Source organism: Streptomyces sp. NPDC021749 (assembly GCF_040640655.1).
Classification (GTDB): domain Bacteria; phylum Actinomycetota; class Actinomycetes; order Streptomycetales; family Streptomycetaceae; genus Streptomyces.
This window is the reverse complement of record NZ_JBFACE010000024.1, coordinates 114,888-128,740: the sequence shown is the minus strand read 5'-3', so window position 1 is coordinate 128,740 and position 13,853 is coordinate 114,888. Positions and strand designations below refer to the sequence as shown.

Sequence of the window (13,853 nt, the reverse complement as noted above, 5' to 3'; positions counted from 1 at the left end):
ACATCGGCGATCCCTTCGAAACCCAGACGAGGCAGTGCGCGCTGCACCGCCTGCCCCTGCGGGTCGAGGATCTCCGGCTTGAGCATGACGTCGACCACGACGCGTGCCACGGGCACTCCTTCCGGTAAGTGCTTTCACGCAAAAGGGAGTTGATTGGTTCCACCGGAAGGGAAAAAGTGACCTGTTTCACTTCGGGGTGAGCTGATTCGCGCCGGAGTGACGTGCTGCGCTCCGGCGTGAAGTTCGGATCAGTCCCCGTCGGTCCGGGCCGCCGTCCGGTCGGCTCCATTAGGGGGAAGCCGGGGCGGGGAAGTCAAGGTTCCGCAGGAATCCCGCTGGTCGTTTGAAAGTCCTTGAAAGTGGCTGGAGTCGGACTCGTGACGTGATGAAGTCTTGGGCGTACAGCAGCACTCTCACAGGCTTCGGAGGGTGCTGCCTACGCCGCACCATCGATGGGGGAATTCAGTTTCATGCCAGAACCACAAGTGGATCCACGGCCGGTCGCCGTCATCGGAGCGGGCCCTTCCGGGCTGGCTTCTCTCAAGAACCTCAGTGATCTCAACATTCCGTGTGTGGCGTACGAGTCCCACTCCGGCGTGGGCGGTATCTGGGACATCCGCAATCCGCGGAGTTCGGTCTACCAGAACACCCACACCATCACCTCCCGCGAGGTGACCGGTTATGCGGATCTTCCCATGGACCGCGGGCTGCCCGCCTATCCCCGGCACGATCAGGTGCACGGATATCTGCGGCAGTACGCGGAGCGGTTCAACCTGCTGCCGCTGATCCGGTTCAACGCCGACGTCACGCAGGTCGAGCGGCTCTCCGACGGCTGGCGGGTCACCACCGCGGACGGGCACTCGGCCGAGCACCGCGCGCTGATCATCGCGAACGGCCACAACTGGCACCCCCATATGCCGGCGTTCTCCGGGAAGTTCGACGGCGAGATCCTGCACAGCCGGGACTACACCAGCCCGGCCGGTCTCGCCGGGAAGCGGGTCCTGGTCATCGGTGCCGGGAACTCCGGCTGCGACATCGCGGTGGAAGCCGCCGGGGTGACCGACCACGTCGCGATCAGCATGCGCCGCGGTTACTACTTCTTCCCGAAATTCATCTTCGGAAAGCCCGCGGACCAGGTCTCCGAATCGAGCCAGAATCTGCGGCTGCCGGCCCCGGTGGCGCGGGCGGCGTACCGGACCATGCTGAAGCTGAGCATCGGCAGCCCCGATCAGTTCGGACTGCCCAAGCCCGATCACGAGCCGCTGGAATCCCCGCCGATCGTGAACTCCCTGCTGCCGTACTACTGCGCGCACGGCCGGGTGAAGGTGCGCAAGGCCCCGGTGCGTTTCGACGGGAAGTTCGTCGAGTTCTCGGACGGTACGTCGGAGGAATTCGACACCATCATCATGGCGACCGGATTCCGGATCCACATTCCGTTCGTCGGCGAGGAGCACCTCGACTGGCACAAGGGCCGGCCGGACTTCTATCTGCTCGCCTTCTCGCCGCGCTACGACGACCTCTTCATCGCCGGAATGACCGACGGGACGGGCGGCCATTTCCCGACCGTCGAGCTGCAGTCACGGGTGATCGCGAGCTATCTGGCGGCCCGGGAACGGGACCCGGAGGCGGCCCGCCGGTTCGACGAGCGCAAGCGGAGGCGGGACGTGGACATCACCGGCGGCATCAAGTTCCTGGACTCCCCGCGCAATCTCACCCAGTTCGAACTCCTCACCTATCTGCGGGTGCTGCGCGACCACCTGTCGCTGCTGGGCGGCCGCGACACCACCTACGCCCAACGGCCCTCCCTGCTGGAGCAGGCGGCCGCGCTCTTCTCGGGAGGCCGCAAGTGAACGCCGTCGGTGCGGCGGTGCTGAGCGAGGTGCAGAAGGAGGTCCTCGACGAGGTGCTCGTCGGGGTGCCGTACAACAGCGCCTCTCAGTTCCACGAGTACTTCGGCACCCGGGCCGCCCCGCCGCGGTTCGGACAGTCCTGCGCCTGGCAGTCGTTCACGGCCGGCCGGCTGGTCGCCGAACGGTCCGGGATCACCGCCGAATACCCCATCGACGGACGGCATGTGGCGGCCGTCTACCGGCGGGCGGAGGGCATCGACCTCCTCGACCCGTACCTGCTGCACGCCGAACCGCTGCGGCTCGAACGGTCCGCCGCGATCGACGGCGTCGTCCGGCTGACCGTCGACGCCTACCCGTACCGGGTCAAGCAGGACGGCAGCCCGGCCCCCAGCCGGGTGCGGGCCACCTGGACGCTGGACGACGACGCGGTCCGCCTGGACTACCTGCGCTACAGCCCGCGGCGCGGACACAACATCGCCTCGCGGTCGTTCGTGCTGCGCCCCGAGTCGCGGCTGGAGACCGTGCCGCCGGCCGCGGACTGGGTGCGTCCGCTGCTGGTCCACCCCGAGCAGCACAGCGTGTCCATACGGGTGCTGCACCCGGCCACCCGGCAGATGGCCGAGCTGATCCTGCCGCTCGCGGGACGGCCCGCCGGGGTCGCCGAGGACAGCCTGCTGATGCTCACCAAGGACAACCAGGGCGCCGTCGCGACCCACGGTGACGCCCGCTTCCGGCGCGACCTGGAGGTCGTGGCCGACGCGGTCGGCGCACCGCAGGACGACGTGGTCGCCTTCCTCCTCGAAGCGGCCGCGATCCACCGCGCCGCGGCACCGGCCGGGCTGGTCCTGGCCCCGTACTCCCTGGAGGACGAGTGACCGCCCACGGCATGCGGGACGAGGGGCGGTCCCGCTCCTACTTCCTGGCCGGCACCATGCAGGGCGCGCGCACCGGCGCACACCTCACCGACCAGTCCTACCGGCAGCTGCTGACCGAGGCGCTGCGCGCCCGGCGCCCCGACGCGGTCATCCACGACCCGGGCGTGGTGATGGCCGAATGGCTGGCGTCGCACCCCGCGGACGTCCGCGCCGCACACGCCGCGCTGGCCGACCGGAAGGTCCTGCACCACGACGAACTCGCCAAGGAACTCCGCGAGTTGACCGACCTGTTCCACCGGCTCACCCGGCTGGCGGCGGACAGCGACGTCTGCGTGGCCTGGCTGCCCGGACACGAGCCGAGCATGGGCACCGCCGCCGAGATGCTCTCCGCGCACCGTGCCGGACGCACCGTCGTCGCGATCACGGACATGCGCCAGAACCTCGCGGTGCTGTCCTGCTCGACCGTGATCCTGCCGGACCTGGCCGCCTTCACCGACTGGCTGGACGCGGGCGGTGACGCCTTATGACCGGGTACCGGTACGACGCGGACAAGCCCCGCGAGGCCTGTGGCGTCGCGGGTGTCTGGGGGCCGGCCGGCCACCACGCCGCACTGGTACGGGAGATGCTCGTCGCACTGCAGCACCGCGGCCAGGAGAGCGTCGGCATCGCCGTCGGCACCGGCGGCGGCCTGGTCGCCCGGCACGGCGCCGGCACCGTCGCCCAGGGGCTGCCCGACCTCGACGGACTGCCGCACGGCCCGGTCGCGGTCGGCCACGTCCGCTACGCCACCCACGGCGCCCGGGACGGGCTGGCCGGCGCCCAGCCGGTCGTCCTGGACCGGCCGCCGCTGGCCCTGGCCCACAACGGAACCCTGGTCGACCCGCACACCGCGCCCGGCGCCGAGGCGATCGACCCCGCCCGGTGGGCCACCGACAGCGAGCTGATGGCCCACCTGCTGCTCGCCCGGCGCGCCGCGGAGGGCGTCGACACCTCGGCCGCCCTGCACACGGTGCTGCCCGGACTCACCGGCGCCTACGCGCTGGTGCTGTCCGACGGCGCGCAGCTGTACGGCGTGCGCGACCCGCACGGCTTCCGGCCGCTGGCCCTCGGCCGGCGCGGTGACGCCTGGCTGCTGGCCTCCGAGACCGCGGCGATCACCGCCGTCGGCGGCGAGGTGGTCCGCGAGCTGGAGCCCGGCGAGGTGCTGACCATCGGCCCGCACGGCACCGCGAGCAGCCGGGTGCCGGTGCCGGACGCCAAGACCGCGGCCTGCCTCTTCGAATACGTCTACTTCGCCCGGGCCGATTCCGCCCTCGCCGGGCGCAGCGTCTACCAGGCCCGCTACCGCGCGGGCCAGGCCCTCGCCGACTACGCGCCGGTCACCGGATCGCCGCGCCCGGTGGTCGTCGCCACCCCGGAGACGGCACGGGTAGCCGCCGACGGCTACGCCGAGCGGGCCGGACTGCGGGTCGTCCAGGGCCTGCTGCGGCCCGGGTCGGTCGGCCGCAGCTTCATCGCGGGCGACCCGGCGGCCCGGGAGACCACCGTGCGCCGCAAGCTCGCCCCGGTCGCCGCCGCGGTCGCCGGGAAGCGGGTGGTGCTGGTGGACGACTCGCTCGTCCGGGGCACCACCATGCGCACCGTGACCGGGCTGCTGCGCAAGGCCGGGGCCGTGGAGGTGCACCTGCGGGTCGCCTCCCCGCCGTACCGGTGGCCGTGCTTCTACGGCATCGACACCGGACGGCCGGAGGAACTGCTCGCCGCCCGACTGCCGATCACCGAGCTGGCCGAACAACTCGGCTGCGACAGCGTGGCGTTCCTCTCGCTGGACCGGCTCCTGGAGGCGGCCGGCGGGGACCCCTCCGGCTACTGCACCGCCTGCCTGACCGGCCGCTACCCGACCGCGACCCCCGCCGGGGCGCTCGCCGCCCCGGCCACCCGGCCGCAGCCGGGAACCAGAACCGGCACCGCCCTCGCGTCCCGAGGCACCGTCGAATGAGGAGCACAGCAGTGAACACCCCAACCGAGGCGACCACGACCACGGTGCCGGACCCCGGCCGGGAACCCCGCACCCTCGTCGAGGCGCTGCTCGCCCGCGCCGCGGGCCCCGACGCGGACCGGACGGTGGTCACCGCCCTCGACGCGTCCGGGGACACCGTCGAAACCCTGACCGCCGTCGAACTCGACCGGCACGCACGCGAGTTGGCCGCCGCGCTGCGCGCGACCGGAACCGCCGGGGACCGCGTCATCGTGCCCGCGCTGCCCGGACTCGACTTCCACATCGGCTTCCTGGGCTGCCTGTACGCCGGCATGATCGCCGTACCGGTGCCCGCCTTCCGCACCGCCGCCCGCGGCGGCACCACCACCCGCGCCGAACGGCTGTCGGCGATCTGCGGCGACTGCGACCCGTGCGCCGTCCTCGTCTCCACCCAGGAGGACGCCGACGAGGCCGACGCCGAACTGCTGCCCGGCGTGCGGTGGACCGCCGTCCGCCGCCCGGACCGCCCGCAGCCCGACGGGGCCGCGCTGCCCGACCCGGTCGCGCTCGACCCGGCCACCACGGCGCTGCTCCAGTACACCTCCGGCTCCACCGGCGACCCGCGCGGCGTCGTCGTCCGGCACGGCAACCTCGTCGCCAACCAGATCGCGATGCGCGACGCCTGCGAGGTGGAGCCCACCACCACCATCGTCAGCTGGCTGCCGTTCTTCCACGACATGGGCCTGTGCACCGCCGTGGTCCTGCCGCTGGTGTCCGGCGCGTCCACCGTCACCATGGAGCCGGCCACCTTCGTCCGCGACCCGCGGGTGTGGCTGCGCGCCATCGCCGCCGAGGACGACGTCTTCACCGCCGCGCCCGACTTCGCGTACGACATGTGCGTCAACCGCATCCCCGCGGAGGAGCGCGCCGCCCTCGACCTGTCCACCTGGCGGGTCGCGGTCAACGGCTCCGAGCCCGTACGGGCCGCCACCCAGCGGCGGTTCGCCGAGGCGTTCCGGCTGAGCTTCTTCCGCGAGGAGGTCTTCTCGCCCGGCTTCGGACTCGCCGAGTGCACCCTCCTGGTGAGCGTCAGCCCGTCGCTGGAACCGGTGGTGGCGGCGCACTACGACCGGGACGCCCTGGCCGAGGGCAAGGCCGTGCCGACCACCGACACCGCAGCGGGCGTCGAACTCGTCGGCTGCGGGCCGGTGGCAAACGGCATCCGCGTCGCCGTGGTCGACCCCGCGACCCGCCAGGCGCTCGCCGACCGCGTGGTCGGCGAGATCTGGGTCGACTCGCCGGGCAACTGCGGGGGTTACTGGGGCCGCGAGCAGCAGTCCGCGGAGGTCTTCGCGGCCCGCCTGGCCGGCACCGAGGACACCCCCGGCCCCACCTACGTACGGACCGGGGACCTCGGATTCGTCGACGACGGCGAGCTGTTCATCACCGGCCGCATCAAGGACGTGCTGATCATCGGCGGGGAGAACTACTTCCCGCAGGACGCCGAGGCCGTCGCGGTGGCCGCGCACCCCGCCTTCGCCCAGCAGCGGGCCGCCGCCTGGCCGCTCCACGAGGACGACCGGGGTGTGGCCGTGGTCGTGGAGACCACCGTGCGCGACCCGGAGGTGCTGGCCACCGCCGTCCGCGCGGCCGGCATCGCGGTGGCCAAGGTGCTGCCGACCGCGGTCAGCGTCTACGCCGTACCGCGCAACAAGGTGCCCCGCACCACCAGCGGGAAGATCCGCCGGCGCGCCTGCGCCGAGCAGATGAGGTCGGGCCAGCTGCCGCCGCTGGCCCAGTGGTCCAGCATGCGGAAGGACGGTGCGGTATGAGCGCCACCGGTATGAGCGTCACCCAGGAGATCACCCAAGGCCTGGTCGTCGAGCGGCTGCGCCAGGTGCTGGCCGAGATGCTGGAGATGGCGCCCGCCGAGCTCGACGCGGACGTCCCGCTCAGCGCCTTCGGCATCGACTCCATGACGAGTTCCGCGCTGCTCGGAGACCTGGAGAAGTGGTGCGGCGCCGAGCTGCGCACCGAGGCGTCGCTGGGCGGACTGACCCTGACCGAAGCGGCCGACGCGGTCGTGGCGGAGCTGCGGCAGCCGCGGAAGGAGCGCTGAGCATGGCTCTGGACGCCTTCGGGTTCCTCTTCACCGGACGCGGGCTCGACCCCGACCGGGACCGGTCCGTCATCGAACGGGACGGCTTCCGCGCCGTCATCGTCGGCATGGCGGACCCGGCCCGGGCGCCCGAGATCGCCGCCCGGCTCGTCGACGAGGGCATCCAGCTCATCGAACTGTGCGGCGGCTTCGGCCCCGTGTGGACGGCCCGGGTCATCGAGGCCACCAAGTCCCGTGTCCCGGTCGGCTCGGTCGGCTACGGCCCCGAGTCGATCGACGGCATGGCAGCGCTCTTTCCTCCGCAGGCAGGCTGATCCCGCAGCCTGCCCCCGCCGGGCCCCTTCCGTCCCCCCGTACGGGAGGAGGCCCGGCGGCCCCCGGCCGTTCCCCGACACCACGAGAGGGACCACCATGAACCGCGCCGGACTCCACGAGCTGCGCGTGCTGGCGGCCAGCCGCCCCGCCCTCCCGCTGCTGCTGCACGCCGGCCGGCTGGCCCGGCCCCTGACGTACGTCCCGAAGCTGGGCTGGCTGACCGCCGACGCGGCGACCGCCCGGTCCGTGCTCGTCGACCAGAAGCACTTCACCGTCCTCGACCGGGGCGGCGTCGGCCGGCTGTGGGCCCAGCTCCTGGGCGGCTGGGTCGAGGACCTCTTCGACGGCGAGGGGCACCGGGCCCTGCGCGCCGGCACCCGCGAGCTGTTCGGCGAGACCGCGGCCCGCGAACTGGTCGACCGCACCATCGGGGCCCGGCTCGTCGAGGCCCGCGTCCGGCTCGCCGCGGGCCGGCCCCTCGACGTCGCCGCCCTCGGCCGGGCCGTCGTCGGACGGATCGTGACCGAACTGCTCCGGGTCCCGGTCACCGGCACCGACGACGCCGCCTACGAACGGGTCTTCGCCACCGCCCGGGAACTCGCCGCGCTGTCCGTCGAAGCGGCCGGCGGCGGCGAGTTGACCGAGGCGACCGTGGCCCGCGGCCGAAGCATCGTCGCGCGGCTCACCGGGCACGTCGAGGGCCTCTGGGCCACCGAGCCCGCCGACCGCCTCATCGGGCGCTGCCGCGAGGTGGGCCTGGACGCCCGGCAGACCGCGGGCATGGCCGCGCTGGTGGGCGTGGCCGCCACCGAGACCGCCGCCAGCGCCATCACCAGAACCGTCGCGCTGCTGCACGACACCGGCGAGCAGCACGCCCTGCTGGCCGCCCCGGAGCGGGTCCCGGAGGCGGTCCGCGAGGGGCTGCGGGTGACCGCGCCGGCCCCGGTCATCGGCCGGACCGTACGCAGCCAGGTGCGGCTGGCCGGGCGCACCCTGCGCGCCGGCGACCGGATCACGCTGCTCAACTACACCGCCAACAGCCTCACCGGCGGCTTCCGGCTCGGCCGGCCCGCCGAACCCGCCAACCGCCAGCTGTGGTTCGGCGCCGGCCGCCACCACTGCCTCGGCTCCGCCATCGCCCAGGCGGAGATCGGCCGGACCCTGGAAACCCTGACCGCGGTGGGGCGGCCCTGGCGGATCACCGAGCGCCGCTACAGCCGCCGCGTGGTCATCCCCTCGTACGACCGGCTGACCGTGACCCTCGTCTGACGGGAGACCAGCACCATGCCCCAGATCCACGCACGGCTCGCCGGGGTGGCCGTCCACCTGCCCGAGACCGTGCGCACCACGACGGACACCGAGCAGCGGGTGGCCGCCGCCGGCACCGGATTCCGGCCGCCGCCCGGCCTCGTGCACCGGCTGACCGGCGTCGAGCGGCTGCACGTCATGCCCGACGACTGGCAGGCGTCCGACCTGGCGGCCGCGGCGGCCCGCAAGCTCCTCGCCGACACCGGCACCGACGCCGGCACCGTCGACCTGCTGCTCTTCGCCGCCGCCAGCCAGGACATGATCGAGCCGGCCACCTCGCACATGGTCGCCGACCGCCTCGGCCTGCGCTGCCCCGTCTTCGACGTCAAGAACGCCTGCAACAGCGTGCTCAACGCGCTGGAGACCGCCCATGCGCTGATCGCCCAGGGCTCCTACCGCAAGATCCTCATCGCCTGCGGCGAATCGCCCTCCCGCGCCGTCCGCTGGGCGGTGCCGGACCTGCGCACCTACCTCGCGTCGATCCCCGGCTACACCCTCTCCGACGCGGGCGCCGCGCTGCTCGTCGAGGCGTCCGCCGAGCCCGGCATCCTCGGCTGCGGCTTCACCGCCGACTCCGCCTCCTGGAACGTCGGCACGCTCGCGTCCGGCGGCTCGGCCCACCCCCGCGGCGACGAACACACCTACTTCCGGCTCGACGGCGTGGGACTGCGCCGCGCCTTCGAGCGGCTCGGCCCGCAGATCCTCGACGACACCCTGGACCGGCTCGGCGTCCGCTGGCAGGACATGGCGGCCATCTGCGTCCACCAGGTCTCCAAGCCCTACCTGGACCAGCTCGCCGAACGGTTCGGGCTGCCCGCCGACAAGATCCCGCTCACCGTCACCGAGCACGGCAACGCGGCCTCGGCCAGCCTGCCGCTGCAGCTCGTCCGCGCCCGCGAGAGCGGCCGGGCCGGCGTCGGCGACCTGGTGGCCCTGGTCGGGCTCGCCGGCGGCATCAGCATGGGAGTGAGCGTGATCCGGCTGTGAGGCTCTGGGTGGTGGTACCGGCCTACAACGAGGCCCCCGGCATCACCGCGACGCTCCGGGCGCTCGCGGCCCAGACCGACCGGGACTTCTCCCTCGTGATCGTCGACAACGACTCCACCGACGGCACCGCGGACGTCGTCCGGTCCTTCGGCTTCCCCGGCGATCTGCACCTCGTGCACGAGACCCGCAAGGGCACCGGCGCGGCCGCCGACACCGGCATGCGCCACGCCATCGCACACGGCGCCACGCACTTGGCCCGCACCGACGCCGACTGCCTGCCCGCGCCCGACTGGACCGCCCGGGTCCGGGCCGGCTTCGACGCCGGACTGGAACTGATCGCCGGCCGGCTGCGGCCCCGCACCGACGAGGCGCCGCTGCCCCCGCTGCGGCGCGCCGCCCTGGTCGCCGCGACCGAAGTGGCCGCGCTCTTCGGCCGGTTCCGCCCCGGCAACCGCGGCCCCGACTACCTCGGCCCGTACGTGATGGCGCCCGGCTGCAACATGGCGATCACCGCGGAGCTGTACGAACGCGCCGGCGGGTTCCCGCGCACCGCCATCGAGGAGGTCCACGAGGACCGCGCCCTGGTCAACGCGGTCCGCCGGCTGACCACCGCCTACGGCACCCGGCGCGACGTGAAGGTGGCCGGCTCGGCCCGCCGGGTGCGGGCCTGGGGGCTGCGCCGCACCCTCGGCTGGTACGCGGACCACCGCTACCGCCCCGAGGTGGTGGACATCCGGTGACGACGACCACCACCACGGCGGCGCCGGCCACCTGGGAGCGCTGGGAGCACCGGGTGCAGACCGCCGCCCACCCCGTCGCCTACCGGCTGCTGCGCGCGATCGCCGCCCGCGGCCCGGTCGTCCGGGTGCCGCGGGTCGGCGTCGTGGTCAGCGACGCCGCGCCGGCCCGTGAAGTCCTCTGCGACACCGACCACTTCACCAAGACCGGGCCCGGCTCACCGTCCGACCTGTGGACACCGGTGCTCGGCCCGTCGGTGCTGCTCAACATGGAGGGCCCCGACCACGCGGCGCTCCGCCGCCGGCTGTCCGGACTCTTCACCCCCGGCTACGTCACGGCCCTGTGCACCCGCGTGCTGGCGCAGCCGCTGGACGCGCTGGCCCGCCGGCTCCGCGCCGGCGAACAGGTCGACCTGGTGCGGGTCGCGCAGATCTGCGCGGGCGCCGCGATCTGCGCGATCGTCGGGATGCCCGCCGAGCCCGGCCGGTTCGGCGGGGCGCACGCCGAGGCGTCCGAGGTGACGAGGTCGGTACGGCTGTGGCGCTCCGGCATGACGGGCCGTCAGGTCGCCCGGGCCCGCGAGGTGCTGGGCCGGCTGACCGCCTCCGCGGTGACGGCCTACCGGCAGGGCGGCGACGAGACCCTGCCGGGCCGGCTGCGGGAACTGGGCCTGACCGAGCAGGAGGCCCGCGGGGCCGTCGGCGCCTTCCTGCTCACCGGCACCGAGACCCTGGTCTCGTTCATCCCGCGGCTGCTCGCGCTCTGCCACGACACCGGCCGGCTCGACCGGCTCGCGGACCCCGCGGCCGACCCCGACCCGGTGATCGAGGAGGCCCTGCGGATCACCGTGCCGTCCCCCGTGATGCTGCGCAGCGTCGCCCGCGCCGCACGCATCGGCGGCGTCCCGGTCGCACCCGGCGACCGCGTCGTGGTGGCCACGCTGCTGTGCGCCCGCGCCCACGGGCCGTTCGACCCCGAGCGGCCGCACCCGCCGGAACTGCGCCGGCTGTGGTTCGGCGCGGGCCCGCACTTCTGCCTCGGCATGCCGCTGGCCATGGCCCAGATCCGCGCGGTGCTGACCGCCGCGCTCGCCGCCGGACCGGTCGCCGTCACCGGCCGCCGGCCGGCCCGCCACGTCCTGATCCCGGGCTACGCCCGGCTCGACATCCAGCTCAGGAGCGCGAGTTGAACGCGACCCGGCCACCCGCAGCGGGCGGCGAGACCGATCTGCTCACCGCCTTCTTCGACACCGCCGCGCGGCGCGCCGACGCGCCCGCCCTCACCGGCCCGGACGGCCGCACCCTCGGCTACCGCGAGCTGGCCCGAGCCGTCCTGGCCACCGCGGGCGGGCTGCGCGCGGCCGGGATGGCGGCGGGGGAGCGGATGCTGTTCTCGGTACGCCCGGGACCGGACGGGGTGGTGCTCGCCCTGGGCGTGATCGCCGCGGGCGGCACCGTCGTCTTCGCCGACCCCGGCGCCGGCCCCGAACTCTTCGCCGCCCGAAGGGAACTGGCCCGGCCGCGCTGGGCCGCCGCCGAGTCCCTGCTCTACGCGGTGGCCCGCTACGGCCGTCCGCTGGCGCGCCGGCGCGGGCTGCTGCTGCCGCACTACCACCGGCTCGGCCTGCGGCACGTCCACACCGGCCGCCGGCTGCCCGGCGTCCCCGCCGGCTCGCTGTCCGCCCGCCGGCTCACCGCCGGCCCCGCCCCGGCCGACCGCCCCGGACCGGCGCCCGGACAGGAGGCGCTCATCGTCTTCACCTCCGGCACGACGCAGGCGCCGCGGGCCGTGGTCCACACCCGCGGTTCGCTCGGCGCCGGCCTGGTCGGCTGCGGCTTTGCCCTGTGCATGGGCGACGGCGACGTGCTGCACACCGACCAGCTGATGATGGGCATCCCGGCCCTGGTCGCCGGGGCGCACTGGACCATGCCGCCGTACGGCTTCGCGCCCGCCGCCGACCCCGGCCGGTTCACCCGCGGACTGGACGGCGCCACCCATGCGTTCTGCGTGCCGGCCGACCTGCCCGCGGTGCTCGACGCCGTCGAACGGGGCGAGGCGGCACTGCCCGCCTCACTGCGGCACCTCGTCCTCGGCGGCGCGCCGGTCCTGCCCGGCCTGCTGCGCCGGGCCACCCGGGTGCTGCCGCGGGTCCGCTTCCTCGCCGTGTACGGCATGACCGAGATCGTGCCGGTCGCGGTCGCCACCGGAGACGCGAAACTCGCCCACCGCGGCCCCGGCGACCTGCTCGGCACCCCCTTGCCGGGGGTCCGGGTGCGCACCGCGCCGGACGGCGAACTGCTGGTCTCCGGGCCGAACCTGTGCCGCGGCTACCTCGGCGAGCCGCCGATGACCGAACACGCCACCGGTGACCTCGCCCGGCTGGAGAACGGCGAACTGCTCCTGCTCGGCCGGAAGAAGGACATGCTCATCCGCGGCCGCACCAACATCTACCCCGGGCTCTACGAACCGGCCGTCGCGGCCCTGCCCGGCGTCGCCGACGCGGTCATCGTCGGGGTCCCGGACGCGTACGGCGACGAGCGCGTCCTCCTGGCCGTCGTGCCCGAACGGCCCGCTGCCGACCGGCAGTCGCTCGCCGACGCCGTGCGCACCCGGCTGCCCGCCGTCGTCGACGCGGCCGCGCTGCCCGACGAGGTGGTGGTCCTGGACCGCATCCCGGTCACCGGCCGCACCCGCAAACCGGACCGCGCCGCGCTGCGCGCCCTGCTGGGCAACCGGACGGCGGGGGCGGTGCGATGAGGATCGCGGTGACCGGCGCCCGCGGCTTCGTGGGCGGCGCGGTCTGCCGGGCGGCGGCCGCCGCGGGCTGGACCGTGCACGCCCTCACCCGCGCCGACTGGGACCTGTGCGCCGGGGTGTGGGCCGACGCCCCCGAGGTCGACGCGGTGGTGCACGCGGCCGCCGCCGTCCGCGACTGGGGCCCGCCCGGCCCCGTCTGGCACGCCAACCTCACCGGCACCCGCAACGTCGCCGCGTCCTTCCCCGGCGCCCGGCTGGTGCACCTCTCCACGGCCAGCGTGTACGACCCGTTCCGGCCGACCGTCCTCGGCCACGAAACCGAGGCCCCGGTCCGCCGCTACCTCACCCCGTACGCCGCCTCCAAGGCCGCCGCCGAACTGGCCCTGCGCGGCCGCCCGGACACCGTCGTGCTGCGCCCGCACGCCGTCTACGGGCCGGGCGACCGGACGCTGCTGCCCCGGGTGCTCGGTGCGGTCCGCGGCGGCCGGCTGTGGCTGCCGGGCGACGGTACGGCCCTGCAGTCGCTCACCCACATCGGCCACCTGGCCGCGGCCACACTGCTGGCCTGCGACCGGGCCACCCGGCCCGGCACCTACAACATCGCCGACGCGGCCCCCGTCCCCATCGGCGAGGCGCTGCGGGCCCTGCTCGCCGCCCGCGGCCTGACGGTACGGCTGCGCACCGTACCGACCGCCGTGGCGTCCGCGGCCGCGGCGACCGCCGAGACGGCCTGGCGGCTGACCCAGCGGCCCCGGCCCCCGCGGCTCACCCGCTACGCGCTCAGCCACCTCGCCATGGAACGCACCCTGGCGCTCGGCGCGGCCCGCCGCGGCCTCGGCTTCCGCCCGGGACCGACCTCCTTCCACGGCGCCGCGTCATGGTGACGCCGTGCCCCGCCCCCTGCCCCCACTCCCCGAAAGGCGGCC

Annotated in this window: 14 protein-coding genes; 13 read left to right on the top strand and 1 reads right to left on the bottom strand. The window is 74.6% G+C overall.

The features are described from left to right. Positions 1-110: phosphoribosylformylglycinamidine synthase subunit PurS (locus AB0G35_RS23380; protein WP_359807651.1), on the bottom strand; the 110-nt coding region annotated here is incomplete at its 3' end. A 342-nt stretch (positions 111-452) separates the two neighbouring features. Here AB0G35_RS23380 and AB0G35_RS23375 point away from each other — a divergent pair. The 13 genes from AB0G35_RS23375 to AB0G35_RS23315 all read left to right on the top strand — a co-directional run bounded on the left by AB0G35_RS23375 (position 453) and on the right by AB0G35_RS23315 (position 13,811). Further along, positions 453-1,850 carry an NAD(P)-binding domain-containing protein gene (locus AB0G35_RS23375; protein ID WP_360952653.1) on the top strand — a complete coding sequence of 466 codons (1,398 nt, stop codon included), beginning with the start codon at positions 453-455 and terminating at the stop codon, positions 1,848-1,850. After that, complete coding sequence (locus AB0G35_RS23370; RefSeq protein ID WP_360952650.1) at positions 1,847-2,725, top strand: hypothetical protein; 879 nt, start codon at positions 1,847-1,849, stop codon at positions 2,723-2,725. The genes AB0G35_RS23375 and AB0G35_RS23370 overlap by 4 nt, the downstream gene beginning before the upstream one ends. Then, positions 2,722-3,252: a hypothetical protein gene (locus AB0G35_RS23365; RefSeq protein ID WP_360952647.1), complete on the top strand. Its 531-nt coding sequence runs from the start codon at positions 2,722-2,724 to the stop codon at positions 3,250-3,252. Before AB0G35_RS23370 ends, AB0G35_RS23365 begins: the two co-directional genes overlap by 4 nt. After that, entirely contained in the window at positions 3,249-4,724 is a 1,476-nt protein-coding gene (gene purF / locus AB0G35_RS23360; protein ID WP_360952644.1) for an amidophosphoribosyltransferase, read from the top strand. The genes AB0G35_RS23365 and purF overlap by 4 nt, the downstream gene beginning before the upstream one ends. Before the next feature lie 11 nt (positions 4,725-4,735). Then, positions 4,736-6,535, top strand: a complete 1,800-nt coding sequence (locus AB0G35_RS23355; RefSeq protein ID WP_360952641.1) for a fatty acyl-AMP ligase — start codon at positions 4,736-4,738, stop codon at positions 6,533-6,535. Then, positions 6,532-6,822 carry an acyl carrier protein gene (locus tag AB0G35_RS23350; protein WP_360952638.1) on the top strand — a complete coding sequence of 97 codons (291 nt, stop codon included), beginning with the start codon at positions 6,532-6,534 and terminating at the stop codon, positions 6,820-6,822. The genes AB0G35_RS23355 and AB0G35_RS23350 overlap by 4 nt, the downstream gene beginning before the upstream one ends. Positions 6,823-6,824: 2 nt before the next feature. Next, positions 6,825-7,136: a DUF6506 family protein gene (locus AB0G35_RS23345; RefSeq protein ID WP_030416144.1), complete on the top strand. Its 312-nt coding sequence runs from the start codon at positions 6,825-6,827 to the stop codon at positions 7,134-7,136. Positions 7,137-7,233: 97 nt separating this feature from the next. After that, positions 7,234-8,406 carry a cytochrome P450 gene (locus AB0G35_RS23340; RefSeq protein WP_360952635.1) on the top strand — a complete coding sequence of 391 codons (1,173 nt, stop codon included), beginning with the start codon at positions 7,234-7,236 and terminating at the stop codon, positions 8,404-8,406. A gap of 15 nt (positions 8,407-8,421) precedes the next feature. Next, a complete protein-coding gene (locus tag AB0G35_RS23335) occupies positions 8,422-9,432 on the top strand; it encodes a 3-oxoacyl-[acyl-carrier-protein] synthase III C-terminal domain-containing protein (protein ID WP_360952632.1) in 1,011 nt (336 codons plus the stop codon). Further along, positions 9,429-10,172, top strand: a complete 744-nt coding sequence (locus AB0G35_RS23330) for a glycosyltransferase family A protein (protein WP_360952629.1) — start codon at positions 9,429-9,431, stop codon at positions 10,170-10,172. Before AB0G35_RS23335 ends, AB0G35_RS23330 begins: the two co-directional genes overlap by 4 nt. After that, positions 10,169-11,359, top strand: a complete 1,191-nt coding sequence (locus AB0G35_RS23325; protein WP_360952626.1) for a cytochrome P450 — start codon at positions 10,169-10,171, stop codon at positions 11,357-11,359. Before AB0G35_RS23330 ends, AB0G35_RS23325 begins: the two co-directional genes overlap by 4 nt. Then, the gene (locus AB0G35_RS23320; protein ID WP_360952623.1) at positions 11,356-12,927 is read left to right on the top strand and encodes a class I adenylate-forming enzyme family protein; all 1,572 of its coding nucleotides are present in this window, start codon (positions 11,356-11,358) and stop codon (positions 12,925-12,927) included. Before AB0G35_RS23325 ends, AB0G35_RS23320 begins: the two co-directional genes overlap by 4 nt. Then, positions 12,924-13,811, top strand: coding sequence for an NAD-dependent epimerase/dehydratase family protein (locus tag AB0G35_RS23315; RefSeq protein ID WP_360952620.1), 888 nt, complete (start codon positions 12,924-12,926; stop codon positions 13,809-13,811). Before AB0G35_RS23320 ends, AB0G35_RS23315 begins: the two co-directional genes overlap by 4 nt. The last annotated feature ends 42 nt before the right edge of the window (positions 13,812-13,853 follow it).